Source organism: Leptospira limi (genome assembly GCF_026151395.1).
GTDB classification, from domain to species: domain Bacteria; phylum Spirochaetota; class Leptospiria; order Leptospirales; family Leptospiraceae; genus Leptospira_A; species Leptospira_A limi.
The window spans coordinates 172,825-198,992 of the sequence record NZ_JAMQPV010000004.1; the positions used below are offsets into that span (position 1 = coordinate 172,825).

At 39.1% G+C, this 26,168-nt stretch carries 27 protein-coding genes; 9 read left to right on the forward strand and 18 right to left on the reverse strand.

The window, feature by feature from the left end; genetic code table 11:
* Nucleotides 1–51: 51 nt before the first annotated feature.
* Nucleotides 52–1,383 carry a hypothetical protein gene (locus tag ND812_RS17460; protein WP_265376621.1) on the forward strand — a complete coding sequence of 444 codons (1,332 nt, stop codon included), beginning with the start codon at nucleotides 52–54 and terminating at the stop codon, nucleotides 1,381–1,383.
* Nucleotides 1,384–1,386: 3 nt separating this feature from the next.
* Here the strand turns inward: ND812_RS17460 and ND812_RS17465 are convergent, their stop codons facing one another.
* The 3 genes from ND812_RS17465 to ND812_RS17475 all read right to left on the reverse strand — a co-directional run bounded on the left by ND812_RS17465 (nucleotide 1,387) and on the right by ND812_RS17475 (nucleotide 3,932).
* The gene (locus ND812_RS17465; protein ID WP_265376622.1) at nucleotides 1,387–2,013 is read right to left on the reverse strand and encodes a lytic transglycosylase domain-containing protein; all 627 of its coding nucleotides are present in this window, start codon (nucleotides 2,011–2,013) and stop codon (nucleotides 1,387–1,389) included.
* Nucleotides 2,014–2,064: 51 nt separating this feature from the next.
* Nucleotides 2,065–2,451 carry a response regulator gene (locus ND812_RS17470; RefSeq protein ID WP_265376623.1) on the reverse strand — a complete coding sequence of 129 codons (387 nt, stop codon included), beginning with the start codon at nucleotides 2,449–2,451 and terminating at the stop codon, nucleotides 2,065–2,067.
* Nucleotides 2,452–2,525: 74 nt separating this feature from the next.
* Complete coding sequence (locus ND812_RS17475; RefSeq protein ID WP_265376624.1) at nucleotides 2,526–3,932, reverse strand: aspartate ammonia-lyase; 1,407 nt, start codon at nucleotides 3,930–3,932, stop codon at nucleotides 2,526–2,528.
* 71 nt (nucleotides 3,933–4,003) lie between these two features.
* On the opposite strand from ND812_RS17475, the gene ND812_RS17480 reads away from it, so the two are divergent.
* The 7 genes from ND812_RS17480 (at nucleotide 4,004) to ND812_RS17510 (ending at nucleotide 7,292) form a co-directional block, all read left to right on the forward strand.
* Nucleotides 4,004–4,351: a hypothetical protein gene (locus ND812_RS17480; RefSeq protein WP_407658613.1), complete on the forward strand. Its 348-nt coding sequence runs from the start codon at nucleotides 4,004–4,006 to the stop codon at nucleotides 4,349–4,351.
* A 37-nt stretch (nucleotides 4,352–4,388) separates the two neighbouring features.
* On the forward strand, nucleotides 4,389–5,069 hold the full coding sequence (locus tag ND812_RS17485) for an SH3 domain-containing protein (protein WP_265376626.1): 681 nt from the start codon (nucleotides 4,389–4,391) through the stop codon (nucleotides 5,067–5,069).
* 91 nt (nucleotides 5,070–5,160) lie between these two features.
* Nucleotides 5,161–5,541, forward strand: a complete 381-nt coding sequence (locus tag ND812_RS17490; protein WP_265359560.1) for a TIGR04452 family lipoprotein — start codon at nucleotides 5,161–5,163, stop codon at nucleotides 5,539–5,541.
* A gap of 94 nt (nucleotides 5,542–5,635) precedes the next feature.
* Nucleotides 5,636–6,088 (forward strand): Spy/CpxP family protein refolding chaperone, encoded by a 453-nt coding sequence (locus ND812_RS17495; RefSeq protein WP_265376627.1) that lies wholly within the window; start codon nucleotides 5,636–5,638, stop codon nucleotides 6,086–6,088.
* A 3-nt stretch (nucleotides 6,089–6,091) separates the two neighbouring features.
* Nucleotides 6,092–6,616, forward strand: coding sequence for an RNA polymerase sigma factor (locus ND812_RS17500; protein ID WP_108961172.1), 525 nt, complete (start codon nucleotides 6,092–6,094; stop codon nucleotides 6,614–6,616).
* The gene (locus tag ND812_RS17505; RefSeq protein ID WP_265376628.1) at nucleotides 6,597–6,860 is read left to right on the forward strand and encodes a hypothetical protein; all 264 of its coding nucleotides are present in this window, start codon (nucleotides 6,597–6,599) and stop codon (nucleotides 6,858–6,860) included. Before ND812_RS17500 ends, ND812_RS17505 begins: the two co-directional genes overlap by 20 nt.
* A gap of 105 nt (nucleotides 6,861–6,965) precedes the next feature.
* On the forward strand, nucleotides 6,966–7,292 hold the full coding sequence (locus ND812_RS17510) for a hypothetical protein (RefSeq protein WP_238761407.1): 327 nt from the start codon (nucleotides 6,966–6,968) through the stop codon (nucleotides 7,290–7,292).
* A gap of 3 nt (nucleotides 7,293–7,295) precedes the next feature.
* On the opposite strand, the gene ND812_RS17515 is transcribed toward ND812_RS17510, so the two are convergent.
* The 15 genes from ND812_RS17515 to ND812_RS17585 all read right to left on the reverse strand — a co-directional run bounded on the left by ND812_RS17515 (nucleotide 7,296) and on the right by ND812_RS17585 (nucleotide 24,870).
* Nucleotides 7,296–7,985 (reverse strand): sulfite exporter TauE/SafE family protein, encoded by a 690-nt coding sequence (locus tag ND812_RS17515; RefSeq protein ID WP_265376629.1) that lies wholly within the window; start codon nucleotides 7,983–7,985, stop codon nucleotides 7,296–7,298.
* Entirely contained in the window at nucleotides 7,963–8,178 is a 216-nt protein-coding gene (locus ND812_RS17520; protein ID WP_265376630.1) for a cbb3-type cytochrome oxidase assembly protein, read from the reverse strand. Before ND812_RS17520 ends, ND812_RS17515 begins: the two co-directional genes overlap by 23 nt.
* Complete coding sequence (locus ND812_RS17525; RefSeq protein ID WP_265376631.1) at nucleotides 8,160–10,622, reverse strand: heavy metal translocating P-type ATPase; 2,463 nt, start codon at nucleotides 10,620–10,622, stop codon at nucleotides 8,160–8,162. Before ND812_RS17525 ends, ND812_RS17520 begins: the two co-directional genes overlap by 19 nt.
* The gene (locus ND812_RS17530; protein ID WP_265359552.1) at nucleotides 10,619–11,107 is read right to left on the reverse strand and encodes a FixH family protein; all 489 of its coding nucleotides are present in this window, start codon (nucleotides 11,105–11,107) and stop codon (nucleotides 10,619–10,621) included. Before ND812_RS17530 ends, ND812_RS17525 begins: the two co-directional genes overlap by 4 nt.
* A 2-nt stretch (nucleotides 11,108–11,109) precedes the next feature.
* On the reverse strand, nucleotides 11,110–12,429 hold the full coding sequence (gene ccoG / locus ND812_RS17535; RefSeq protein WP_265376632.1) for a cytochrome c oxidase accessory protein CcoG: 1,320 nt from the start codon (nucleotides 12,427–12,429) through the stop codon (nucleotides 11,110–11,112).
* A gap of 2 nt (nucleotides 12,430–12,431) precedes the next feature.
* Nucleotides 12,432–12,959 (reverse strand): c-type cytochrome, encoded by a 528-nt coding sequence (locus tag ND812_RS17540; RefSeq protein WP_265376633.1) that lies wholly within the window; start codon nucleotides 12,957–12,959, stop codon nucleotides 12,432–12,434.
* 5 nt (nucleotides 12,960–12,964) lie between these two features.
* Nucleotides 12,965–13,114: a CcoQ/FixQ family Cbb3-type cytochrome c oxidase assembly chaperone gene (locus tag ND812_RS17545; RefSeq protein WP_100715964.1), complete on the reverse strand. Its 150-nt coding sequence runs from the start codon at nucleotides 13,112–13,114 to the stop codon at nucleotides 12,965–12,967.
* A 4-nt stretch (nucleotides 13,115–13,118) separates the two neighbouring features.
* Nucleotides 13,119–13,814 carry a cytochrome-c oxidase, cbb3-type subunit II gene (gene ccoO, locus ND812_RS17550; protein ID WP_108961165.1) on the reverse strand — a complete coding sequence of 232 codons (696 nt, stop codon included), beginning with the start codon at nucleotides 13,812–13,814 and terminating at the stop codon, nucleotides 13,119–13,121.
* Entirely contained in the window at nucleotides 13,814–15,244 is a 1,431-nt protein-coding gene (gene ccoN, locus ND812_RS17555; RefSeq protein WP_108961164.1) for a cytochrome-c oxidase, cbb3-type subunit I, read from the reverse strand. Before ccoN ends, ccoO begins: the two co-directional genes overlap by 1 nt.
* A 189-nt stretch (nucleotides 15,245–15,433) precedes the next feature.
* Nucleotides 15,434–16,402 carry an LA_0442/LA_0875 N-terminal domain-containing protein gene (locus tag ND812_RS17560; protein ID WP_265376634.1) on the reverse strand — a complete coding sequence of 323 codons (969 nt, stop codon included), beginning with the start codon at nucleotides 16,400–16,402 and terminating at the stop codon, nucleotides 15,434–15,436.
* Nucleotides 16,403–16,616: 214 nt separating this feature from the next.
* Nucleotides 16,617–18,059, reverse strand: a complete 1,443-nt coding sequence (locus tag ND812_RS17565; protein ID WP_265376635.1) for a glutamate synthase subunit beta — start codon at nucleotides 18,057–18,059, stop codon at nucleotides 16,617–16,619.
* A complete protein-coding gene (gltB, locus tag ND812_RS17570; protein WP_265376636.1) occupies nucleotides 18,052–22,629 on the reverse strand; it encodes a glutamate synthase large subunit in 4,578 nt (1,525 codons plus the stop codon). The genes ND812_RS17565 and gltB overlap by 8 nt, the downstream gene beginning before the upstream one ends.
* 319 nt (nucleotides 22,630–22,948) lie before the next feature.
* On the reverse strand, nucleotides 22,949–23,482 hold the full coding sequence (locus tag ND812_RS17575) for a shikimate kinase (RefSeq protein WP_265376637.1): 534 nt from the start codon (nucleotides 23,480–23,482) through the stop codon (nucleotides 22,949–22,951).
* A 24-nt stretch (nucleotides 23,483–23,506) separates the two neighbouring features.
* Nucleotides 23,507–24,361, reverse strand: a complete 855-nt coding sequence (locus tag ND812_RS17580) for an HDOD domain-containing protein (protein ID WP_135637860.1) — start codon at nucleotides 24,359–24,361, stop codon at nucleotides 23,507–23,509.
* Nucleotides 24,362–24,366: 5 nt separating this feature from the next.
* Nucleotides 24,367–24,870 carry a chemotaxis protein CheD gene (locus ND812_RS17585; RefSeq protein ID WP_265376638.1) on the reverse strand — a complete coding sequence of 168 codons (504 nt, stop codon included), beginning with the start codon at nucleotides 24,868–24,870 and terminating at the stop codon, nucleotides 24,367–24,369.
* 60 nt (nucleotides 24,871–24,930) lie between these two features.
* Here ND812_RS17585 and ND812_RS17590 point away from each other — a divergent pair, with 60 nt between their 5' ends.
* A complete protein-coding gene (locus ND812_RS17590) occupies nucleotides 24,931–26,154 on the forward strand; it encodes a TraB/GumN family protein (protein ID WP_265376639.1) in 1,224 nt (407 codons plus the stop codon).
* Nucleotides 26,155–26,168: the final 14 nt, after the last annotated feature.

A 26,168-nucleotide genomic window follows, 5' to 3' on the forward strand; every position in this document is an offset into this window, starting at 1 on the left:
ATTTTCACCTAAAAATTTATACAGGACTAGGCAATTTAAGCCTTTTCCAAGATGCGCGAACCTAAACCTTTTTCACCAATTCCATTCATTTTTAGCATCTTACTCTTAAGTTTGGGTTATGCGTTGTTCTCATATTTTAGACCATTCCCAACGACAGAAACAGAATGGGAATTTTTGGCAAATGCCAAAGCTGCAACGGAGGAGGGGGGACTCATTTCTGCAAGAGAACCACTTGCTTTTTGGTTTGTAGTCACTTGGAAAAAAATCTTTGGTAGCAATTACATTCCATCCTTCATTGCGTTAGCTGGTTTATTTTATAGTTTGTTTTTACATTTCTTTTTGTTGTTACTCAGAAATGTAGAATGGAAACGAAATCACTATTTTGTGGTTTATCTTGCTGCCTTTTTACCGTTTTCCTACGGATTCCCCACTTCCTATTTCACGGAAACACTTTGTTTGGTATTTTTGTTACTCGTCTTTTTGACATTTCGATTAGAGAAGATGACAGACTTACTGATTTTTCCAACATTCACTCTTCTTGCATTTTTCTCTAGTTTTATCATGTTCTATTTGGGTTTCACATTCTTTGTGATTTTCACAGGGATTCGTGGTTCGAGAAAAGCAGCACAAAAAACATCAGTTTTTTATAAGAAAAAAAATGTTCCGTTTTTATTTTTACTTGGGTACTTAGCTTTTTTTGTCATCTCACTTATCTTTTTCTCTTACTCCAATTTTTTTGGAGAAAAATCGATCAGTTTTCTTTTCAAAACTTGGTACCAAATAGCATTGATGATATTACTTCCTATGTTAACCATTGGGATTGGACATATATTATTAAAAACAGAAAAAGAACTGAATACAATTACAGCCTCTGTTGTCTTAGGCATTTCAATCCTTGTTTCCGTGTATTTTATCTTTAAGGATTTGCGTTCTTCTGCCAAAGAACCTTGGGATACACAAACCAAAAATTTAACCAAATCATTTGGTCAGGCACTTGTACTCAAATCAGATCCTATATATTTACCAAAAGAGTTTTCCTTTGCTTTGTATTTCCAAACAGGTACCAAAACAAAATATTTAAAAGAAACAGTGATTCCTGATAAATCCTTTTTGTATGTAGAAGGGATATGGAACCAAGACATCCAATTGGTGCAAAAATCTGGATTGTTCCGAAAATCGAATCGGTCGATTGGAATAGTTCCATTGAGTGAAGACGATGTCCTCATCCAAAAAACTACCTTCGATAAAATTAAAAATGAAAAAAACCTAAGTTTTATCTCTAAGAAGATAGAAGAATCCTTTACGAATGTTCCCGCAAAGCGCCCGTTTGACGAATATACGGCAGGATTACAAAAAAAGTTTGGTTATTTGAGTTTTTACTAAATCTTAAGAACTAAAGTCTTTATAAAAACGTTTCACTTTAGAAACATATTGTTTTGTTTCCTCATATGGTGGAATACCTTTGTATCGTTTCACAGCACCAGGACCTGCATTGTAAGCGGCAATTGCCTTTTCTGGATCCTTAAATTCTTTCATTAGACCTTTTAAGAATTTTACACCACCAGTGATGTTTTCTTCTGGATCAAAAGGGTCCTTTACACCCAAACTTTCTGCTGTCTCAGGCATTAGTTGCATGAGACCCATTGCCCCTTTGGGAGAAACCGCATTCGTTTTAAATCCAGATTCTGCCTTCACCATTGCCTTTACTAAATTTGGATCCATCCCTTGTGCTTCAGCTATGGATTCGATGGTACCAATGAGATCCCCTGTTTGTTTGGCTCCACGAGAGAGAGAAGGCTCTAAGGATTTTCCTGTCTCAGGAAAAGGAAGTTGGATGGAATCGTTTGAAACGGGATTTGTTCCACTTGTTTGTTTTGCCCCATTTTGTTTGTTCCATTCCTTTTCTAACAGTTCAGGGAAGGAGACAAGGGTACTAGGGTTCTTTGCCAATTGGGACAAAGATTCCATTCGGCCAAGGACAGACGAAACAGACGGGATATCAGTGAGTTTCACACCATTCCCTTCGGTCGAAATTTGGAAAACTGAAGTAAAAAATTATGTCTCTTACTGAATTTTGGAAGTTTGGATTTGGTGGAGGTCTTTTGGGCCAAGAGGTTTTACAAGGTAACCTTTCACATTGGGGAAGGACAAACTTTTGGATTGGTCGGAAGGATCAATGGAAGAAGTGAGAATGTAAATCGGGATTTGTGAGATGGGTGTGATCGTTTGGATTGTATCCAAAAACTGCCAACCATCCATGATCGGCATATTCAAATCTAAAAACAAAAGTTCGGGTAGTTGTTCTGAAGACTGTAAGGCAGTGAGTGCTTCCGATCCATTCGGGTATGTGAAAATTTCAGAAGCAAACGATATTTTTTCCATGAGGGTTTTGATGAGGAAAGTTGTAACAACATCATCTTCAATCAAAAATACTTTGGATATTTGGCTCATGATTCTGGAAAACTTCTCTCAGAAACTATCGATTTCTGGAAAAGAAGCAACCAATAAAATGACAAAACCACCCATTATAAGGAATGAGGAGAGGTTAAAACTTCTGGCCTTAGTATCTCTTTTAGTTTTTTTTCTTCTAAGAATCCAAGTTCAAGGACAATGGATTCCACAGATCGATTTTCGGCAAGAGCTCGTTTGGCGACTAAGGTTGCATTTTCATACCCAATGTATGGATTGAGGGCAGTTGCAAGACCTGCTGATGTTTTGACTCTGGATTCAAGAACTTTTCGGTTTGCTGTGATTCCTGAAACACAATTGATTTCCAAAGTCTTGCAACCGGCTGTTAGGTGCTCAATGCTTTTGAATAAACTATGGGCAATGATTGGCTCAAATGCATTCAATTGTAATTGTCCTGCTTCTGCCGCCATAGTGATCGTGATATCATTTCCTATTACTTCATAGGCAATTTGATTGACCACTTCCGGGATGATGGGATTCACTTTGCCTGGCATGATGGAGGAACCTGCAGCTTTTGCAGGCAAATTGATTTCATTAAATCCACCTTGTGGGCCACTCGAGAGTAATCGTAAATCGTTACATACTTTTGACAGTTTGGTAGCGATTCGTTTTAATACTCCAGATAATTGGACAAATGCACCTGTGTCTTGTGTTGCTTCGATCAAATTTGGAGCTGCATTTAAATCAAACCCCGTTTGTTTGGCTAGGATTTCAGTTACGATTTTCGAATAACGAATGTCAGTATTGATCCCTGTTCCGATTGCTGTAGCACCTAAATTAATTTCGCCTATGAGGGAAGTTGCTTCTTTTAATCTCGAAATGTCTTCTCCTAACATGACATCATATGTTGAGAATTCTTGGCCTAAGGTCATTGGCACTGCATCTTGTAATTGAGTTCTTCCAATTTTTAATATATCTTTAAATTCATCTGATTTTTTTCGAAACGATGCCTGCAAACTTTTTAGAGCAGAAAGTAGTCCAATGATGGAAAATACAGCAGCCAATTTGATTGAGGAAGGATAAACATCATTTGTACTTTGTGACATATTGACATCATTGAGTGGGTGAAGAAAAGTATAATCACCCTTGGGATGGCCTGCTAATTCTAAAGCAATGTTTGTGATTACTTCGTTGGCATTCATATTGGTGGAAGTTCCTGCACCACCTTGGATGACATCCACAACAAACTCCGAATGGAATTTGCCATTTAAAATTTGATCACAAGCTTCCACGATCCATTTTGATTTTTCGGAAGGGAGTAGCCCTAATTGTAAGTTTGCCAATGCAGACGCTTTTTTGATATGGGCAAGGGCACGCACTAAATCAGGATACGTACCAATGGACTTCCCCGTGATGGGATAATTTTCAAGTGCCCTTAATGTGTGGATCCCCCAATAAACATCCTTAGGAATTTTTCGTTCACCGAGTAGGTCATGTTCCATCCGAAAATTTGTTTCTGTCATTTCAGAATTTCTCCAGTTGAGAACGAAAGATACTAGACCAAAAAGAATTGGGAAGAAGATTTATGTTCTGCATGAAGAAATTCACATTCCTATTTATATACTTTAGCCTTCCATTTTCTACGATCTTTTTGTTTGGTATTGAAAAGACAAATTTGGAAGTAACTTGTAAACAGAAAGAAGAAACAGTCAAAACGATTTTTCAACTTTTACCTGATTCAGAACGGACTTGTCCTGAAATTGCAAAACTTGTTCTCACAGATGAAGATGAAGAAGGCGAAAAATTGGACAAGGAATACCAAGAATTGTTTTTGAAAGTGTGTGAGTTAAAACGTAAAAAACGTACATTAGAAGAGATTCGTGACAATTTGGGTCTTACCAAACAATGTAATTCCTACCAATCCGTGACGAAAAAGAATTGATTCTTCGAATCAACTAAGAAAATTTATTTCCAAGTATATGTTGAATTACATTTCCATTTTCTGTTTTTTCCTTTTCCCTATGGTTCTTCTGCCATGTGAACCTTTTGTTACAAAAGTTTTGTCACCTATCGACCATTCATCGAAAGACAAAAGTTTTTCGGAATTCAAAGTCAAATTTTTAAAAACCTTAAAATCAAAAGATCGTAAATCCTTAGAATCTTTTTTGGACAAAGACATTCATTTTACTTTTGGTCCAGAAACTGGCAAAAAAGAATTTTTAAAATCATTCCAACTGACAGAAAAACCAAATGATTCTGATTTTTGGAATTTAATGAATGATACAATCCAGTTAGGGTTACGTCAAAATGCGGAAGGCCAAATGGTAGCTCCTTATTTTTTTGAAACATTCCCAAGTGATTATGATCCCTTTTCGCATTATCTCATCATTGGTAAAAATGTAAATGTAAGAGAGGAGGCATCAAAAGAATCAAAGGTGATTGCCCAACTCAGTTACCAAATTGTTAAGTCAGAGGCTGATGATTTGGATGGAAGGAGACTGGAAAAGGAAAGTAATTGTAATTGGAAAAAGATTTGTACACCTCAGGGAAAAGCCGGATTTGTTTGTGATCGATTCATCCGTAGTCCTCTCGACTACAGAGCTTTTTTCGAAAAAAAGAATGGGCAGTGGTATCTAACAACATTCATTGTTGGCGATTGATAGCTGTTAAATTATCAATTCGATTAGTTTTTTCTTGATATTCGAAAGCTAGATTTTCAAATGAGAACAAACAATCGTAAAAGGATTCAATATGTTAAAAAAATTGCTTTTAGGTGCCATCGCACTTTCTTTCACCAACTGTTTGGTTTTAAATCCACTTGGTGCAACAATTGATAGGGAAAAAGGTTCTGTCGCTGCGGGTCGAATCACGGATGCAGCCATCCAAACCGATTTGGTTAATTCAACTCTATTGGCAGGAAGACCTGCGATTTCACTTATCACATTACTCGCTTCCGATATTGCAAAAATTGAATCAGATAAATATTATGTAAAAGCAGATGTTGATCAATGCATCGATGACATTACTGGATTCAAAGGTTTTGTACTTGGGTCTTTGATCACAAATATTATATCCTGCCAGGATTTGAAAACAGATGGATATATTACTGGAGATCCGTTCCCAAGCTTCTAAAATCTTCCCATATTTTTCCTGCTCTTTTTTTTAGGGCAGGGAACCATTTCAAAATCTTCCGGGTCATATTCTCAAAACAAAAAAGGAAGGTTTTATGATCTCTTTTAAAAAAGCTCTCAAAATCACAACGACTCTTGGTCTTGTTTCAGTTATGGCGTTTGCCTTTGGAAATTGCCGTGGTCACAAAGACTTTGAAAAACGAATCGAATGGGTAACCTCCAAACTCACTTCAAAATTAGATTTGGATGATGCTCAGAAAGCAAAACTAGAAAGTATCAAAGCAGAACTCATTGCTAAACATAAGGAGATGAAACCAAAACATGAATCTTGGGCCAAAGAATTAGCAAGTCAGATTCGTTCTGAAAAAATTGATACCAAGTATCTCGACAAAATGAGTGCAGAAAGAGAAACACGCCACCAAGAAATGCGTAAGTTTTTCCAAACAAAACTTGTTGAGTTCCATGCGGTTCTAAAACCAGAACAACGGGAAAAATTTGCGGAACTCGTTGAAAAATTTGCATCTCGTCACCAATCACCTGAAGAGTAAAACATGGCAAATTTTGACTTCGAATCTGTAGTCAAAGAAACCAAATACTTGGTTTTAAAAACGATCGGTGACACACTCATCGATCGTTTTGACGATGCCACTGAAGATGTAGTTCAGGAAGTGTATTTTCGTGTTTTTAAGTCCCTCGAAAAAGGTGGTTTTGATGGTCGATCTAAGCTTTCCACTTGGATCTACACGATTGCAAAAAATGAAGCCTTACGTATGAACGAAAAACGTTTGCGAGAAGAAGAGAAAGCAAAACGATATTTACAAAAAAACAAATCGAACTTATTCCAATCTGATGAGAATCATTCCATTTTAAAACAAGAGTGGATTGAATCTACCTTACTCAAAATCCCAGAAGTATACCAAAAGACAGTACGATTGTATTTATCAGGCAAAACAATGGATGAAATTGCAAACGAACTTAACATCAAAGAGGGAACCGTAAAATCCAGATTGTTTCGTACAAAAGAATGGATTCGAAAATCGTTGCCAGGAGTGAAAAATGAATTCCAAGAATCATAAAAGATGGGAAGAATTATTGAATGATTCTGATTTTGAATCGCGTATTGTTCGTAAAATTGAAACCAAGATGCGAACACAACGTAAGAATCGAAACCTAGTTGTCTCATTTGGGCTGAGTTTTCTCATTTTGTCCTCATTTACCTTTCACCAATGGGTGATTGAACCCAACGAAATGATCAGTAACATGAGTTATTTGGTCGAAGAACTAAGTTCTGAATCGATCGTGAGTTTGAGTTTTGATTGATATTTGTCATTGATAAATATCAGTACAATTTGGAGGCATCTTACTGAAGAATTAGGTATATTTTATTCAATTGTTTCGTCATAATTTGGGAAGGAACAATATAAAATGAACGCTTGCATTCTCTACTTAAACAAAAAACGAATTGAGATGATCAAGTTAGAATCAGATCACATGGAATCAAAGTCATGGGAAAAATTGAAAGAAACCGACAAATGGGATTTTGCAGAGATCACCAAAACATTAGATTCACCAAATGAAGTGATCTTAGTGGGTGAATCCGGTTTGAATATGGAATACCGCCGATGGTTAGCCAACCATGACCGTGTTTTGGCCAAAAAACTCATCGCTGTGATTGGAAGTACAATCGAAACTAAAATCAATCCAAGTGTCGTCAGTCACTTTAAAGAAAAGTACTTTCGAGGAAGGGCATAACTTTTAGATCAAATGATCACAAGACTCCGAGTGGGCATGAAAGAACAATCGGAAGAGTAAAAACCCAAGTGAAGTGAGAATGATCACAGTACCAAAAACTGGAATCCACTTGGGTTGAATGTAGTTTCGGATTTTCCCCATAACAACACTTAGGCCAGTCAGCATTGGGATTGTGCCTAGATAAAAACAAAACATCACAAGCCCCCCTGTAACTGCACTTCCTGTTGCAAAGGATGCAGCATATGCTGGGTACAAAACACCACAGGGTAGGAGAGCACTGAGAATTCCAATTCCAAACCCTAAACCATTCAGATTTGTTTTTTCACGGATTTTTTGTAAAATATTAGAAATCCCTTTTGGTAATGTTCCAAATTTAGAATTTGTTGAAAGGAAAAGCATACGTATCAAAAAAAAGAGTAACAGGACAAATGTAAAAATTCCAGCAATGCTTTGGATGGACTTGAGTTCTCCTATTGCGTTTGCTCCTTTGCCCATCAATCCTAACACAATTCCTAAAAAGGAATACGATACCATCCGGCCTAAATGATAGAGAATCACGGGTATTTGTTTGGATGGATTCGATGTTTGCAGGAGAGAAATAAACGGTCCACACATCAAGGCACAGTGAAAACTACTGAGTAAACCATAGATAATGATAGAAGCAAAAAAACTAAGGTTTGTCAGTTGGTCCATTTTGTTTGTCTTCTGCTTTTGTTAAGGAAGGTTCCACTTTTGATTGAACAGGGTATTCTTCTTCAAAAAACATTCTATATTTAGGTGACTCAATGTCTTCGAATTGGCCTTTTCGGAATGCCAAAACAAATACATATAAAAAGAAACCAGCAATACACATTGCCATGGGAATGGTTAAATAGAGGGCTTCCATTTGGGGATCCTTATCCGTATTGATAACGAATTGATGAGAACTGTCAAACTAGAACAAGCCATAAATACTGCACAGATTACGGGTAACATCAAACCAAACATGGCAAGTGGTAACATAATCGAATTGTAACAGAAAGAAATGATAATGTTTTGTAATATGACTTCTTTTGTTTTTTTGGCAGATAATAAAGAATGAATGAGTCCGTTTAAATTTCCAGAAGTAAGTACGACGTCCGATTTTTCGAGTGACATATCTTCAGCTTCCGTATGCGAAATGGAAACATTTGCCCTAGCCAAAGATAAACTGTCATTGATTCCATCACCCACCATAATGACCACATTGCCTTTGTTTTGTGAATCTTGGATGATATTTGCTTTTTCTTCGGGAGAAAGATCTGAATAAAACTGTTGGATCCCTAATGTATTTGCAATGGATTTTACCGCTGGGAAACGATCGCCAGAAAGGATGGCTATTTTTGGAATCATTTGTTTCAGTAAAGTCACAAATGAATGAGCACCTTGCCTCACTTCATCTGCCAGTACAAATTGCCCTAACATCTTACCATCAATGGCAACGTAGATGATAGAGCCTTCTTTCTCTGTATGGGAATCAATGGTTATGTTTTGGTCTTTCAGAAGAGTTTGGTTTCCAATGAGAACCGAATGTTCGTTACCCAACCAAAGGATAGTTCCTTTGACACCTTGTCCTGGGATATTCTGTAATTGGACAAGATCCATTTCTTTTGCTTTTTCCTTCACCAAATGGAAAGGGGAAAGATACTTTACGAGAGATTTGGCTAAGGGATGGTTAATTTCCTTTTCGATTCGATAAACAAATGGTAGGTGGTCTTCTGAAACAGTCACCAAACGAACAAGGAATTTCCCTTCCGTGAGTGTCCCTGTTTTATCCAAATAAATTGTATTTGCCTTTGCTAAAGTTTCCACAACGGACGGATTTTTTAAAAGTACACCTTTTTCAGCATTCAAAATATGATTTGTGACGAGGGCCGTGGGAACTGAAATTCCTAAAGCACATGGACAGGCAACAATCAGAACAGATATCGTTGTGACCAAACTCTGTTCTAAATTACCATTTGTGACAAACATCCAGACTCCAAAACAAACAAATGCCAATAGGAAAACGACAGAAATAAAATAAGAGGCAATTCTTTCAGTTAGGATTTGGATTTTTGGTTTTAAGTGAAGAGCTTCCTCTAATCGTAGTTTCAGTGAAGATAATGTCGAAGCATGGTAATCAGAATTGGCGAGGATAAGAGCTGGATTGTCCATTGTGAGGGAACCAGCAAGAATGGTATCTCCTGTTTGTTTTCGAATCGGAACAGATTCCCCTGTTAAAAATGATTCATCAACATAGGTTTCCTTTGACAATAAAATTGCATCGACAGGAATTCGTTTACCTGGAGCAACTTGGATTTTATCACCTAACTTAATCTCGCTACTAGGGATTGTGGTTTCAGTATTTTCACTGATAAGAACTGAAGTTTCTGGAAGTTTACAAAGAATTGATTCTAATTTATCAGAAGCAAAGACCCTTGCCTTTTCTTCAAAGTACTTACCTATTAAAATAAAGAAATAAATCATCGCGACGGAATCAAAATACACTTCTCCCTTATCGGTTAAGGTGACAAAGACGGAATAGAAGTAAGCCATCGAAATTCCTAAAAATAAAAGGAAATCCATGGAGAGAGTTCGCCTTCTAATACTTGTTAAAAACCCCGACATAAAAGGGAATCCGGAATATAAGTAGGCAGGTGTTGCAAAAACCCAAGAGGCATAGTGAAACATACGTTTGAGATTGAGATCAATTCCAGTGAAGTAACCAGAGTACAATGCAACACTGAGAATCATGATATTTCCAAAACAAAAACCCGCCACACCAATGCGAAGTAATAAAGTTTTTAGTTGTTTTGATTTTTGTAAATTCCCTTCGGTAGGGGAGAATAAAATCGGTTTATAACCAATCGCACGGATTAGAGAAAGAATACGTGCGATTTTAATCTTAGATTTATCAAATCGGATTCTTGCACGCCCAGAAGCAAAATTAATTTGAGCAGATAGGATTCCTTCTTCCTCATTCAAAACTTTTTCATTGATCCAAACGCAGGCAGAACAATGGATATTCGTGATTTGGATTGAAACTTCAGAAAATTCTCCGGAAGGCCTTACGAACTTTTGGTATACCAATTCATTCTCAATCTCGGTGTCATTCTCTTCGATTTCAACGGGACTGAGTTTTGTATTTCCTTTTAGGCTGTAATAGTAACTACCACCCAATGAATGGATAATGGAATAAACCGTTTCACAACCTTCACAACAGAAAACTTTTGTTTCGTCCCCCAATTTGGATTCGATACGAACCAAACGAATTGGATTCCCACAGTGGTCACATTCCGTTGTTGTGTTTTGTGATGTTGTTTCCTTCATTTAACTATGATTTTACCTTCTCTCTCAAAGGATTTTCCGCTGATATTTGCAATCAGCCTCATGTTCCAAGTTCCTGATTCCTTTAATGGAATTTTTCCAGTGAAAGTGAGATCTGATGGTTTTAAATCATATCGAGTAGTGTTTTTGGTGGTTGCATTACGTTCCAGTATGACATACATTGAATCTGCTTTCACAAATGATTCGTTTTGATTTAAAGTCACTGTTAATTCTAAATCACCTAGAGGAAGTATTGTTGTTTTGTCCCAATTGGTAGACAATTTGTAACCTTGTTTGATCAATTCTTTTTGATTCTCGATCGCCTTTTCATAATTCAAACCAATTTCATAATAGTTTTTGTCCATGACTGGTTCAAAATGTTTGTAAGTAAGACGTATTGTATAAAATGTTGCAGCCACAAGGCCAGTAAAACTAAACAATACTACATACATTGCATTGCGTAAACTAGGGTGTAAGTCTTTGAACATAATTATTTCCTCGGTAGAGACAGTGATAGTTTTTTCTCTAGTTTCTCATCTGGATCTTGTGTGTTTTTTAAAACGATGGAACCAGGTAAATATCCTTCGTTTAATTCCTGTTCGGAGAGGGTTTGCGTTTCCAACACAACAGAAATGCTTTTGATTTCTCCTGAACCTAATGTGAATTGATTGTTTTCTTCACCTGATCGAATCAGGATCTCCTTTCCATGCCTTGTATCAAAAGCAGTGAGTTGGAATTCTTTTTCGACTGGAGCAATGTTTTGAATTCTAAGTGCTACAAAGGCTCTTATTTTATTATCTGGAATGAGGATAGGGGGCATTGATTTATTGGAAGCAGCAATCATTGACATCGGAATTCTTGTGAGAAGTTGGATACTTGCCCCTGTGAGAACCACACCTAATAAAATTGCATAGACCACTGTCCGTGGTCGAACCCATTTGATTTTATCACCGGTTTCAATTTGTTTGAGGGAAAAATAACCAATTAAGGTTTTTTTGTTTTCTTTTGCCATGATGGATGTACATGCATCCACACATTTCCCACAGGCAACACAGCCTACTTGTAAGCCATCACGGATATCAATTCCTGTTGGGCAAACTACCACACACATATTACAAGCAATGCAGTCACCGATTTTGGTTTTTCCATCACGACGTGGTTCACCACGTTTGAAATCGTAAGTTACATTCCAGGAATGTTCATCCATGAGAAGGGTTTGGAATCTTGCATAAGGGCAAGCATATCGACAAAATTGTTCTCTGATAAAACCAATATCAATGAACATCGCAGCAGTAAAAAATAAGGTAAAATAAAAATATGTTTCGGAAAATGCTGATAAACTCATGTAATCAGCTAACATTTCATAGGGGCTTACAAAATACGCAATCCAGTGAAAGGAAGCAATAAATGAGACTACGATCCATAAAAAATACACAGTGTATTTTCCTATAATGGATGCGTCTTTTTTTCCATATTTAGAATCTAAAACAAACCGACCAATTCGGTCGAATAAGTCGGTATAAATGGTTTGGGGGCAACCCCATCCGCACCAGACACGTCCAATGACGGATGTAAAAAAGAAAAGTGACAATCCCATTGTGAGAAGGAAAAACCATAGGATCAGTCCTTCTTGTGGGATAAAAAGACCACCAAACAAGTGAAACATCCTCTTCGGGATGTCCAGTCGGATGAGTGGGCTACCTTCAGGTAACACCACCCAAGGTGCGACTAAAAATAATCCCACGAGAAAACTCATAACGATATTTCTTCGTGTCCTTACTTTTCCTGATTGGGGTCTTGATATGATCATCTTTATTTTGCCTTTACCAAACTACTGTTCTTTGTTGCAATCCATGCCATAACAGCATAAACTTTCTCAGCACCTAAACCTTCCCAAGCCGGCATACCACCTCGGTTGAGTTTTTGTCTTTCTGGTCCAATTCCTTTCATGATGTTGTTAAACACTTCTTTATCAGTGTTTCCATGAATCCAATCTTTATCAACCAAACTTGGTCCTACCGCACCTTCTGCCGTTGGGCCGTGGCAAGCTGAGCAAATTTGTTTGTAAGTGCTCTCACCTTCTTTAATCGCAACAGCATCATCACGGTATGGATTTGAGCCATCTTCTGGATTTGCAACAACTTGTTTTGTTGGAAACTTAGTTTCGTGTTCAGCTACTTCTTTTTCGAAAGCAACATCCTGTGGCCAATCTGAGTACCAGTGAAAGTATACAACATAACCGATGGATACGATGATACTGATGAGCCATACTAATTTCCACCAAGGTGGCATTGGATTGTCGGCTTGGAAGATTCCGTCTACTTCTTTTGGTTCTTTCATTCGTATTAATCCTCCTCAAGCATTCGATACTTGGGTTTTTCCATTTCTTCTTTACTGCGTTTTTTATAAACGTAGTAGGTGATGTATGCTATAGCGATCACAAGGATCGGCAATCGCAAACTTTTATAGATTAAGAGAAGGTCGGCGTCATTCATGACTTTACTTCATCCCTTTTTGTAACTCTGCAGAGTCACGTCCCAGTTTTTGCAAATAAGCAACAAGTGCATCTCCCTCAGTTTTATCTTTGAGAAGTGATGGAGCATTGGCTAAATCCTCTTCGGAATATGGTACTCCGATGGATCGTAATGCTTTCATATTTGCAACTACTTGTTCGACATCTACTTTGTGTGACTCTTCGAATAACCATGGATAGGCTGGCATAATGGAGTTTGGTACACCACCTACGGTTCTTGGGTTGATGAGGTGGTTTTTATGCCACTCATTTGATCGTAACATTTGGGACTCGTGTGCTAAGTCTGGTCCCGTACGTTTTGAACCCCAAAGGAATGGATGGTCGTAAACAAACTCACCACCTTTGGAATAACCATTTCGTCCATACGATTTAGTTGGGTCAAAACGATCCACTTCCCATTTAAAAGGACGAACCATTTGTGTATGACAACCAATACAACCTTCCCTTTGGTAGGTATCACGACCTGCCAACTCCAATGCTGAATATGGTTTTACAGTGGATATTGGAGTGACCGTTTTGGTTAGGAAAAACGGCGGGATGAGCTCAAAAAGTCCACCAATCACAACCGCAATGGTTGTATAAATAGTAAACTTGACACCTTTTGTATCCCAACGGTCAGCAATTTCTGAAAACCAATCTAAGAATTTGTTAAAACCAAACATTATGATTTCACTCCTATACGTAAGTCTTGTTCCACAAAACCACTGTCTTTGTTTTGAATGGTTTTGATAAAGTTATACACCATAAGGATAATCCCTGTTAGGTAGAGTGTTCCTCCAATCGCACGGAACAAACGAAATGGTTTTAAGAACTCAACGATCTCGACCCAATCTTTGTAAACGAGTTCACCGTTTTCACCAACAGCTCTCCACATTGATCCTTCTGTGATCCCAGATACCCACATGGAAATGATGTAGAGTAGGATCCCAAGAGTTCCGAGCCAAAAATGTGCATTCGCCAATTTTTCGCTATAGAGGTTTGCATTCCAAAGTCTAGGGACTAAGTAATACAAGGCAGCGGCTGACATAAAACCAACCCAACCTAAAGTTCCCGAGTGAACGTGACCAATGATCCAGTCTGTGTTGTGACCTAAAGCAGAAACCGCACGGATCGAAAGAAGAGGTCCTTCGAATGTTGACATACCGTAAAATGTAACGGCAGCTAACATCATTTTGAGGGTTGCATCCACTTTGATTTTATCTTTGGCTTGTGTGAGTGTTAAAAATCCATTTAACATACCACCCCAAGACGGCATCCATAACATGATGGAAAATACCATACCAGTCGTTTGTAACCACTCAGGGATTGGTGAATACAATAAGTGGTGAGGACCTGCCCAAATGTAGATAAAGATGAGAGACCAAAAGTGAATGATGGAGAGTCTATGTGAGTAAATTGGTTGTTTGATGTGTTTTGGGAGGTAGTAGTACATAAGTCCCAAAAATGGAGTTGTGAGTACGAATGCTACAGCATTGTGACCATACCACCATTGGATGTTGGCATCAAATACTCCTGCGTAAACCGAATACGATTTTAAGAATCCTGCAGGGATTACGATGTTATTCACAATGAAGAGTAGGGGAACTGTCACGAAGGAAGCAATGTAAAACCAAATGGCAACATACATTTGTTCTTCTTTTCGTTTGAGTACCGTCATGAGGTAATTTGCAAAAAAGATTACATACCATACAACAATGAGTAAGTCGATGGGCCATTCTAATTCAGCATATTCTTTTGATTGGCTGTAACCGAGTGGTAATGTGATCGCAGCTAAAACAATTGATAGATTGTATAATGCCAAATGCAGTTTGGAAAGAGTGTCGTTCCACATTCTTGTGCGACAAAGTCTTTGTACTGTATGATAAGCAGTGGCGAAGATTACGCTCAATGCAAAACCAAATATGGCAGCATTGGTATGTAGAGGTCGTAGTCTTCCGAAGCTCGTCCAAGGTAATTCCAAATTCAGCTGTGGATACACAAGTTGGAAGGCAATGATGACACCAAATGTCATTGATGCAACGCCCCAGACTAACGCTGAAATGATAAACCCTTTTACGATAAAATCGTCATATTGAGTTTTTTCCGTAGCCAATGTTTCTCTCCTTAATCTTTATCAGTTCTATTTCTTTAGAGAACTTAATCCTTTATATAAAGAAGACGAAGAAAAGAAAGAAAAACAGGGAAGCGAGACTATGTTCCACCCTTGATTTTTGTCAAGGATGGACTTGAGATTTAGAATTGATCTAAAATAAGTGGAGTGGTAAAGTCAGTTTAATTCTAGTTAGAAGGTGAATTCGTAACCTAATTGAGTGCGATGTTCAATACCTCTGTCACCAGCGATTGCTGTAGGGTGGTATCCAACTCTGTCTACCGTTGAATGGAGGAAAAACTTTTCTTTCCTCGTATCATCCATACTGAGTCCAGAACCTGTGGGGTGGAAGTAATATGCATCAAAGATGTTCCAAGCATACGCAAGTAAGGTGGCAATCCCAATGTATTGCATTTCTTGGTAGTGCCTTTCCACAGATTCTCTTTGGCCCTTAAATGGTCCAAGTTGGCTTGCAACCACTGCCTCTCCAGGTGAAACAGCAGCGGTTTGTGGTGTGAAGGCAGCACGGAAGAGTCCATTTGTTGTATAAGGATTATCTAAATTATTATAATCTCTTTTTGCATTGAGATACATACGGTGTTTGTCATAAGTAAAAAAGAGTCCAATGGCAATGATGGAAGGGTAAACAATCGCTTGTACCTTTCTTCCTTGTTTCCACTGACCCCATCCTGGGAGAACAGCAGATCGCCAGGTTGCACCTGCTCGTGTTAGACTTTTCCTTTCTGCATCCGCAAGTTTTGCATCTTCTTCTTGTTTTCGTTTTGCTTCTGCTTCTAGAATCGCATTGTTTTTAGCGTTTTCTTTTTCCAAACGAGCTGCTTCTTCTTGCTCTTTTTTAAGCCTTGCCGCTTCTTCTTTTTCTCGTTTGATACGTTCTTTATCTTCTTCTGCTTTTCTGAGTTTATCTTCTTCTGCAGCTGTTAAGTTTTCTTTATAAACAACTTTTAAGATTTCTGTTTTGTTGAGAACAATTGTGGTTCCGTCTTCTTTTCTGATTTTAAGCTTGTATTGGTCTTGTTCTACAACTTTCCCTTTGATAGTTCCTCCTTTTTTGAGGAGAATGTTCTCTGCAGAAACGCTGGTTGATAGTATTACCAAAAGTGTTGCGATTTTTATGATTTGTTTTACAATTAGTTTCAAGGGAGTCTCGAATGTTGGAATATTACTTAACAATTTTTATAGTGTTACTTGCTACGTTCCAATTAATCTCTCCTATGATTTTATCGATTTGGAAGTTAGGCAAGAATTTTTTTGCAAAAGAGAAAATGAATCAGAATCCACAATTGGAAACAAATTATCCCTGTTACGAGAAAGTTTGCTCCAAATGTGGTCCCTAAGCGATATTGTTGAAAGATTAAGCTTCTACTTCTGAAGTCAAAAAATGGTGCACTTGGTCTGCACACTTTCTGCCTTCCGAAATGGCCCAAACAATCAGGGATTGTCCTCGTCTTACGTCCCCACAAGCATAGACTTTTGGAACTGAAGTTGCAAAGGATCCAGATTTTGTGCCAAATTCTGCTTTGACATTCCCTCTGTTATCCAGTTCTAACCCTTCTTTTTGTAAATCAGCAAGTAATCCTTCTTTGACAGGGTTAACAAATCCCATTGCTAAAAAGACAAGGTCAGCTGGCCATTCGAATTCGGTTCCAGCTACAGGGATGAACTTTCCGTTTTCTTCTTTGACTTCCGATCCGTAAATAGCAGTGACTTCACCTTTCTCATTTGCTTTGAATCCCATTGTCGAAACTGCCCATTTACGATTCACTCCTTCTTCATGAGAAGTGGATGTTCTGTACATCTTTGGATACAAAGGCCAAGGAGTGGACTTGTCTCTTTCTTTAGGAGGTTCTGGGAATAATTCAATTTGGGTGACGGACTTTGCACCATGCCTGTTGGATGTCCCTACACAATCAGATCCTGTATCACCACCACCAATCACAATCACGTGTTTGTCTTTTGCATTGATGATGTCGATGGCATCACCTGCGACGTGTTTGTTGTTTTTTGTCAAAAACTCCATCGCAAAATGGATTCCTTTGTGATTTCTTCCTTCAACAGGTAAGTCTCTTGGCACTTCAGATCCACATGCAAGGACAACCGCATCAAAATCAGCTAATAATTGTTTTGCGGTAATATCAACTCCAACATTTACATTGGTTTTGAAAGTAACACCTTCTGCTTCCATTTGTTTCATTCGGCGGTCGATGTGTCTTTTTTCCATTTTAAAATCCGGAATTCCGTAACGGAGTAAGCCACCAATTCGATCATTTTTTTCGAAGATAGTCACTGTATGACCTGCGCGCGCTAACTGTTGTCCTGCGGCAAGGCCAGCTGGTCCTGATCCAACAACTGCTACTTTTTTCCCAGATTTGGAAACGGGAGTTTGTGGGATGACCCATCCTTCTTCCCAAGCACGGTCGATGATGGTTCGTTCAATTGACTTGATGGATACTGGTGGTTCAATGATCCCAAGGGTACAAGCTGACTCACATGGAGCAGGGCATAACCTTCCCGTAAACTCAGGGAAGTTATTGGTTTTCGAAAGATTTTCCCAAGCTTCTTTCCATCGACCTCGGTACACAAAATCATTGAATTCAGGGATGAGGTTGTCCACAGGGCAACCAGTGTCGCCATGGCAAAACGGAATCCCGCAGTCCATACAGCGAGCCCCTTGGTCTTTGGCAACAACCTCAGGGAAAGGTTTTTCAAACTCTTTATAGTTTTTAACTCTTTCCTTCGGATCAATCTTTTGAAGGTATTCTTTTTTAAATTCTAAAAATCCTGTTGGTTTACCCACGAGTTGTTACCCCCTCTGTTTTTTGTTTTTCCGATCCATTTTCAGAAGCCATTTTTTCTAAGGCTTTTTTATAATCTCTCGGAATCACTTTGATCATTTGTTTTACGACTTCATCCCAATTGTTTAGAACTTCTTCTGCTCGGTTGGACCCTGTGTATTTTTTATGGTCTTCCACCATTTTTTTGACTTCTGCAATTTCAGCAGCTTCAGTTAACGGATCTAAGTCGACCATTTCCTTGTTGATGAGAGCTTCTTTATTTTTCTTTGGATCCCAAAGATATGCAATTCCACCTGACATACCAGCCGCAAAGTTACGACCAATCTCACCTAAGATGATCACTCGTCCTCCGGTCATATATTCACAACCATGGTCACCCGTTCCTTCCACAATGACATGCGCTCCAGAGTTTCTCACACAGAAACGTTCTCCGGCCATCCCGTTTACATACGCATGACCACTAGTGGCACCAATGAAACATGTGTTACCGATAACGATGTTTTCTTCTGCTTTGTAAGGAGCATTTTTAGGAGTTTGGAAGATAAGTTTTCCACCACAAAGTCCTTTTCCAACATAGTCGTTTCCTTCACCCACCAGGCGAAGTGTCATACCTTTTGTAACAAAGGCACCAAACGACTGTCCTGCGGTTCCAGTAAACTCAATGTCGATTGTATCTTCTGCTAGTCCATCCACTCCGTATTTTTTAGTGACTTCGTGGCTGAGCATCGTTCCCACAGAACGGTTTAAGTTCACAATCGATGTTTGGATTTTTACAGGTTGTTTGTGGTCAATCGCTGCAAGGGATTTACGAATGAGTTCGTTATCAATCTGTTCATCCAAATGGTGGTTTTGTTCTTTTGCACGATAGAGACCTGTTGGGAATACAGGGTTTGGTCTATGGAGCACTTTGCTAAAGTCAAGTCCACGAGCCTTCCAATGGTGGTGAGGTCGTTTGAATTTGATTTTTTCCACTTGGCCAATCATTTCTTCGAAAGTTCTGAAACCAAGTTTTGCCATGATCTCACGAACTTCTTCTGCAACAAAGGTCATAAAGTTCACAACATACTCAGGTTTTCCTGTGAACTTACTTCTTAAAAATTCATCTTGGGTCGCAACACCAACTGGGCATGTATTGAGATGGCATTTACGCATCATGATACAACCAACAGAGACAAGTGCTGAAGTGGAGAATCCAAACTCTTCTGCACCGAGGAGAGCTCCTACAACCACGTCTTTTCCAGTGAGGAGTTTTCCGTCCACAGCTAGATACACACGATCACGTAACCCGTTTGCAACAAGTGTTTGGTGGGTTTCTGAAAGTCCAAGTTCCCAAGGAGTTCCTGCATGGTGGATGGAAGAAATTGGACTCGCTCCTGTTCCTCCTTCGTGACCTGCAATGAGGATATGATCCGCATGGGCTTTTGCAACCCCTGCCGCTACAGTTCCAACACCTGATTCCGAAACCAGTTTTACGGAGATACGAGCTCTTGGGTTTGAGTTTTTTAAATCGAAGATGAGCTGTTTTAAATCTTCAATTGAATAAATATCATGGTGAGGAGGAGGGGAGATGAGTGTTACCCCTGGAGTTGAGTAACGTAACCATCCAATGTATTTGTCTACCTTGTGTCCTGGTAACTGTCCACCTTCTCCTGGTTTTGCGCCCTGTGCCATCTTGATTTGGATGTCATCAGCGTTCGTTAGGTATTCCATGGTCACACCAAATCTCGCAGATGCCACCTGTTTGATCGCCGAACGCATGCTATCTCCATTCGGAAGGGTTTTGAAACGAACTGGGTCTTCTCCACCTTCTCCCGTATTGGATTTTGCACCAATGCGGTTCATGGCAATGGCAAGAGTTGTATGAGCTTCCCAAGAAATGGAACCATGACTCATCGCTCCCGTTTGGAAACGTTTGAGAATGGATTTTACAGATTCCACTTCTTCGATTGGAATTGCCTTTGATCCTTCAAAGTCCAATTGGAACAAACTTCTCAGAGTGATCGCTCTTTCGTTTTGGTTGTCGATGAGAGCAGAAAACTCTTTGAACGTTTTGTAATCGTTTTCTTGGGTTGCTTTCTGTAATTTATGAACTGTGATCGGAGTGTAAAGATGGCTATCTCCATTTTTACGGTAATAATGAACTCCACCTGGTTCTAAGTTGTTAGGGAAAAAAGTTGGGTCATACGCTGCTTTGTGCCTTCTGACAGTTTCTTCTTCCAACATCTCAAGAGAAAGTCCTTCGATTCGTGATTGTGTTCCCGCAAAATACGTGTTCACGAGTTCGGAATCAAGTCCTACCGCTTCAAAAATTTGAGCTCCGCAGTACGATTGTAATGTGGAGATTCCCATTTTGGAGAATACTTTGAAGAGTCCTTTCCCAATGGATTTGATGTATTTTTTCTTCGCATCTTTGTAGTTTGGAACTTCTGGTAAAAGTCCTTGGAGAGACAAATCAGCTATTGTTTCGAATGCAAGGTATGGGTTAATGGCATTGGCACCATATCCGCATAACAATGCGAAGTGGGCAACTTCTCTTGGTTCCCCAGATTCCAAAACGATCCCTGCTTTTGTGCGAAGGCCTTCACGGATGAGGTAATGGTGGAGTCCAGCAACTGCAAGTAAGGAAGGAATGGCTGCCTTTTTTTCTCCCACGGCATGGTCAGTGAGGATGATGAGGTTTACTCCTTGTTCCCTGATGGCTTTTGCTGCATCCGCGCACACTCTATCGAGTGAGTTACGCATATCATGTTTTTTGGAAGGGTCAAAAAGGATATCAAAGGTTTTTGCTTTAAAATGCCCTTCACTGATTTGTTTGATCTTTTCGAAATCTTCGTTTGTGAGGATCGGGTGTTCCAACTCTAACCTGTGAGCATGTTCCGGTTCTTCCGAAAGAAGGTTCCCTTCAGGACCAATGTATGTTGTGAGTTCCATCACCAATTCTTCACGGATTGGGTCAATCGGAGGATTTGTGACTTGCGCAAAGTTTTGTTTGAAATAACGGTAGAGAGGTTGTGGTTTTTCACTGAGGACAGCAAGAGAGGAATCTACACCCATGGAACCGACTGGTTCTTCTCCCGAAACACCCATCGGTTTGATGAGAGTAAACACATCTTCGTGCGTGTAACCAAATGCTCTTTGTCTTTCTAAAATGGTTTCGTGTTGTGGTTGTTTTACGTTCTCAGGTTCTGGTAAAGAACCTAATCGAATCATATTGTCCTCTACCCATTTGCGGTATGGTTTTTGGGTAGAGATTTGTTTTTTGATTTCTTCATCGTCAAGGATTTGTCCTTTTTCCATATCGATGAGGAGCATCCTTCCTGGACGAAGTCTGTCTTGGACAAGGACTTCTTCTGGTGGTAAATTGAGAACACCTGCCTCGGAAGACATGATCACTTCATCATCTTTGGTCACGATATAACGAGCAGGTCTTAATCCATTTCGGTCAAGAGTGGCTCCAATGATCCTTCCATCAGTGAACGCAATTGCAGCAGGACCATCCCATGGTTCCATAAATGTGGCATGGTATTCGTAGAACGCGCGTCTGTCGGCATCCATCGCTTTGTTTTTTGACCAGGCTTCAGGGATCATCATCATCACTGAATGAGGTAAAGACCTTCCACCCATCACAAGTAGTTCAAGGACAGTATCAAATGTTGCTGTATCCGATTGGCCTTCCATTACGATAGGAAGCATTCTTTTGAGTTCATCACCGTATAACGGAGATTGCATAACCATTTGGCGAGCCGCCATCCAGTTCATGTTCCCACGTAAAGTATTGATCTCACCATTGTGAGCAATTTGTCTGTAAGGGTGAGCCAAATCCCAAGTAGGGAAGGTGTTTGTCGAAAACCTTGTGTGAGTCAAACAGAACGCTGAAGTGAGGTCAGGTGACTTTAGGTCTTCGTAGAATTTTTTAACTTGGTCACCAAGTAACATCCCTTTGTATACAATCGTTCTAGAAGAAAAACTTGGTACATAGTATTGGGAACGATCGAGTTTAAGTTCCGCACGAATTCGTCTGTCAATGAGTCGTCTGATGAGGAATAGTTTTCTTTCAAAATCATCTGATGTTTTGATTTTTTTGGATTTTTTCCCAATGAACACTTGTTTGAATACCGGAATGGTTTTGGAGGCAACCACACCCGCATACTCTTTGTTCACTGGAACATCACGAAATCCAAGGAAATCTTCCCCTTCATCGATGATGATTTTTTCGATTACGTTTTCAACGGCTGCTCGCACTTCCGCATTTTGAGGTAAGAATAAAAATCCAACAGCATAATCACCTTCTTTCGGAAGCGTGAAGGGTAGGTTTTTGCGGAAAAAAGCATCAGGCAGGTTGATCATAATCCCTGCACCGTCTCCCGTTTTTGGATCTGCACCTTCTGCGCCGCGGTGTTCGAGGTTACACATGAGGCGGATCCCTTTGTCTACGATGTCACGGGAACGTTTGCCCTTGTAGTTTGCGATAAAACCAACACCACAGGAGTCTTTGTCCATGGCAGGATCATACATACCTTGGGCCTGTGGGCCGAGTGGTGGAAGAATGGGTGGTTGGTTAGATTTTGACATACGTACCCTACACTAAAGCAATTACTGTACCTTGTTTTAGAATTTGGGTGTACTGTCCAATTAATTTGTTTTCAGCAAAATGATTTATTTTTAGGCAAAACCAAAGCTGCAAAAATGCCTATCAATTAATCATTTGGCTTATTATGTATAATTTAAGATTGTTTATATAGCGTTTTTATATTCAGTCTAAAGTTTGGCGGAGTACAAGAAAGAAGCGAACTGCAACTTCCATAGGAAGATCGCTTAAATCACAACGTTCCATTTGGGAAGTGATGGAAGAGGTTTTTTGGTTGGTGAGGAAGGCTCGGGACTTCTTTGACTATGATTGGATTCCAATCCAATCCAAAAGTTTTACAACTGCTTCTTCTTTGGAAAGTTTGGATAAATTCAGTTTAAAGTGTGCCGCTTCTTGGTAAACAGGGAGTCTTTTTTCTAAAATCTGTTTGTATGAAGTTACTTTCGAAAGGTCGGGCCTTGTTTTATCCCCTTTTACTTTTTCCACAAGTTCTTCAATGCCACGTTCTAAGTAAACAATGCGGCCAATTTTACGTAAGAGGTCCAATTTTCTTTGGCTCACAATTTCATTCCCAACATCATCTAAATCAAATAAAATTCCACCACCACAATCTAAAATAATACCATTTGCATTTTGTAGTTTTAGTAAAATAGAATATTCTAATTCACGAAAAGCCTTCCATCCATTTTTATCTACAAAATTAGGGATTGGTAACCCTCCAGCTTCATAAACTGCTATAGAATCTGTTGAAACCACTGGAATTTCTGTTTGTTTTGATAAAGTACGAGAAACTTTTGATTTCCCCGCTCCTCTTGCCCCAATAAAAATGATGTTCATCTAAGAGTAAATCCTTAGTTTGTTTTAAACATTTAACAAATCAGCAAGACCTGCTTGTAAGTCAGGAATGTGAACAAAATATGTTTCGATATCTGCATCGGTAACACCTGTTTGGCTGAGAGCAAATGGTGAAATCGGAACTGATTCTCCACCAATATCAATCCCAATCCCTGATACAACAATAAGGATACTTGCTATATGCACAACTGAAGTGAGGAGTGGGTTTACTTTGGAATTTTCAGGAGTGAGGTAGTTTGCCACAACATCCGTAAGGTCAACAGGGAAATTCCATCGTTTTAAAAGTGTTTCGGAAACTTCCATGTGTGTGTAACCGAAGTATTTTTTTTCTAATGCAGGGAATGGTTCTTGGTTGTCCTTGAGGTCTGTTTTGATTTGCATCATCACAGAACTAAAAAACTGAGCGAGGACTATTTTGCCAACACTACACAAAAGACCTGAAGTGAAGGCTAAGTCCTTATCAATTTTTAACTTTTTGTGTTGGACGATTTTACTAGAAAGTTCGGCAACAAGTAAGGAAGCAGTCCATAATTGTGCCGCTTCCAATTGGTAACTGTTTAAGTCTTGTGCAAGGATTCCCTTTGCAGCAGTAAGGAGTACAATTTCTTTTACTGTTTTGATTCCTAATGTCATCAATGCTTCTTGGACAGTTCGAATTGGTTTGGAAGCTCGGTAATAAGCCGAATTAGAGAGTTTGATTACATTGGCCGTAATGGCTGGGTCTTTAGATATTTCTTGCGCTAAGTCAGCAATGTTGACATCGGGTTTTTGCAATTTTTCCAATACCTTGGAAACAACCGATGAAATGGCCGGTAATTTATTTACGTCTTGTAATACTTCATCAACTTTTGATTTTAGCATATCGCCTAACGCACCTTATAAAGGTATTTTTCCATACCAGCTTTTTTTAGCAAAACGCGACCGTCATCGCAGTAGAGACTGATGGTTCTTCCCTCGTTACCAGCTATATCTTCCACAATGATTGGGATTTTTTTCTCTTCCATAAACTTTTTTACGATGAGAATGTTCTGTTCCCCAATATTTTGTAAGAATTGGGAATTGATTCCTTTGAACATGGAAGCACCACCAAAAATTCGGCAAGAATATTGCCCAATGTTTGATCCTTCTTTTTTCATCATATCAATGAGGATTGGAAGTGCAGTTTCTCCATATTTGTGAGGAAACTTACTCATGTCTTTTCCTGTTGGATCTTTTGCGAGCATGATGTGTGAAATAGCACCAATTTTTTGGTCGGGGTCATACAAGACGATTCCAATGCAGGAACCCAATGTAGTCCGGAGTACATCCGTATCTTTTCCGACCTTAATGTCAGCAATTCCCACATTGATGATTTTGGATTTTATAGACATTCTTCTTGTTTCTAGAGAGAGGAACCGTTATTTAGGTATAATAGATAGTCACTTCTCAGTATGCGTTCAATCAAAAAAACTACTCCACCAAGAAAATCTGCCAAAAAAGGTTTCAAAACCAAAGAACCTTACCTATTTAAAACCATTGACAAAACAGAAGTCCATATTTTAGGAACTGCCCACATATCCAAACAAAGTGTGGAAGAAGTTGAAAAACTGATCCAAAGTATCAAACCAGATGTCATTTGTGTTGAGTTATGTGAATCACGAATGAAGTCTGTGGAAGACCCAGATTATCTTAAAAAATTAGATATTTTTAAAGTGTTCAAAGAACGAAAGATGTGGTTATTACTTTCGAGCCTCATCCTTTCTTCGTTTCAGAAAAAAATGGGGAATCAAGACATCAAACCAGGAGATGAAATGCGCAAAGCCATCTCTCTTGGAAGATTACTCAAAAAACCGGTCCTTCCTGTTGACCGAGAAATCCAAACCACTCTCAAACGTTCGTGGGGCAATGTTGGATTTTTTTCTAAGATGTATCTCTTTAGTGCCTTACTTGCATCATTACTTGTCAAAGAAGATGTTTCTGATGAAAAAATTGAAGAAATGAAATCGGATGATATCCTTAAAGATTTGTTCTCTCAGATTCCTAAAAAATATGAATCTATCAAAAACGTTATCATTGATGAACGGGATGTATACTTAGCTGAAAAAATCCGCGTTTCTACCTTAGACAAAAAGGTAAAAAAAGTGGTAGCTGTTGTGGGAGCAGGCCACCTCGCTGGGATCGAAAGGAATATTGATTTGCAAAATGACTTATCGGTGTTAGACGAAGTACCCAAACCAAAACTTTGGGATAGTCTGAGTCTAATCATCTACCCTGTGTTTTTTGCGGGTCTCATTGGTTATACCACTTGGAGCCAAGGGGGAGAAGCAGGTTTGGATTTGTTTTCTAAACTCATCTACATCAAAGGAGGACTTGCTGCCCTTGGAGCACTTATCGCTTGGGCTCACCCCATTTCCATTTTACTTGCTTTCATTACAGCACCCATTGGAACCTTTGTTCCCATTTTTAAGGCGGGTTGGGTGAGTGCCTTGTCTGAGTCCTATTTACGAAAACCACTCGTAGAAGATTTTGAAAGAATTGCAGAAGATTCAGAAACCTTTCAAGGGTTTTGGAAAAATAGAGTTTTGCATATTTTTTTGGTTTTTTTCCTCCCCCAATTTGGGTCCACAATTGGAACCTTTATTGTCGCAGGAAAAGGCTTGAAGAATTTATTTTAAACTGGTAATCTGAT

Bases quoted from the DNA above. Each gene is read 5' to 3' on its own strand.
- ND812_RS17460 (WP_265376621.1), top strand. From the start codon at position 52: ATGCGCGAACCTAAACCTTTTTCACCAATTCCATTCATTTTTAGCATC.
- ND812_RS17470 (WP_265376623.1), bottom strand. From the start codon at position 2,451: ATGAGCCAAATATCCAAAGTATTTTTGATTGAAGATGATGTTGTTACA.
- ND812_RS17475 (WP_265376624.1), bottom strand. From the start codon at position 3,932: ATGACAGAAACAAATTTTCGGATGGAACATGACCTACTCGGTGAACGA.
- ND812_RS17480 (WP_407658613.1), top strand. From the start codon at position 4,004: ATGAAGAAATTCACATTCCTATTTATATACTTTAGCCTTCCATTTTCT.
- ND812_RS17485 (WP_265376626.1), top strand. From the start codon at position 4,389: ATGTTGAATTACATTTCCATTTTCTGTTTTTTCCTTTTCCCTATGGTT.
- ND812_RS17490 (WP_265359560.1), top strand. From the start codon at position 5,161: ATGTTAAAAAAATTGCTTTTAGGTGCCATCGCACTTTCTTTCACCAAC.
- ND812_RS17495 (WP_265376627.1), top strand. From the start codon at position 5,636: ATGATCTCTTTTAAAAAAGCTCTCAAAATCACAACGACTCTTGGTCTT.
- ND812_RS17500 (WP_108961172.1), top strand. From the start codon at position 6,092: ATGGCAAATTTTGACTTCGAATCTGTAGTCAAAGAAACCAAATACTTG.
- ND812_RS17505 (WP_265376628.1), top strand. From the start codon at position 6,597: ATGAATTCCAAGAATCATAAAAGATGGGAAGAATTATTGAATGATTCT.
- ND812_RS17510 (WP_238761407.1), top strand. From the start codon at position 6,966: ATGAACGCTTGCATTCTCTACTTAAACAAAAAACGAATTGAGATGATC.
- ND812_RS17515 (WP_265376629.1), bottom strand. From the start codon at position 7,985: ATGGACCAACTGACAAACCTTAGTTTTTTTGCTTCTATCATTATCTAT.
- ND812_RS17520 (WP_265376630.1), bottom strand. From the start codon at position 8,178: ATGGAAGCCCTCTATTTAACCATTCCCATGGCAATGTGTATTGCTGGT.
- ND812_RS17525 (WP_265376631.1), bottom strand. From the start codon at position 10,622: ATGAAGGAAACAACATCACAAAACACAACAACGGAATGTGACCACTGT.
- ND812_RS17530 (WP_265359552.1), bottom strand. From the start codon at position 11,107: ATGTTCAAAGACTTACACCCTAGTTTACGCAATGCAATGTATGTAGTA.
- ccoG (WP_265376632.1), bottom strand. From the start codon at position 12,429: ATGATCATATCAAGACCCCAATCAGGAAAAGTAAGGACACGAAGAAAT.
- ND812_RS17540 (WP_265376633.1), bottom strand. From the start codon at position 12,959: ATGAAAGAACCAAAAGAAGTAGACGGAATCTTCCAAGCCGACAATCCA.
- ND812_RS17545 (WP_100715964.1), bottom strand. From the start codon at position 13,114: ATGAATGACGCCGACCTTCTCTTAATCTATAAAAGTTTGCGATTGCCG.
- ccoO (WP_108961165.1), bottom strand. From the start codon at position 13,814: ATGTTTGGTTTTAACAAATTCTTAGATTGGTTTTCAGAAATTGCTGAC.
- gltB (WP_265376636.1), bottom strand. From the start codon at position 22,629: ATGTCAAAATCTAACCAACCACCCATTCTTCCACCACTCGGCCCACAG.
- ND812_RS17575 (WP_265376637.1), bottom strand. From the start codon at position 23,482: ATGAACATCATTTTTATTGGGGCAAGAGGAGCGGGGAAATCAAAAGTT.
- ND812_RS17580 (WP_135637860.1), bottom strand. From the start codon at position 24,361: ATGCTAAAATCAAAAGTTGATGAAGTATTACAAGACGTAAATAAATTA.
- ND812_RS17585 (WP_265376638.1), bottom strand. From the start codon at position 24,870: ATGTCTATAAAATCCAAAATCATCAATGTGGGAATTGCTGACATTAAG.
- ND812_RS17590 (WP_265376639.1), top strand. From the start codon at position 24,931: ATGCGTTCAATCAAAAAAACTACTCCACCAAGAAAATCTGCCAAAAAA.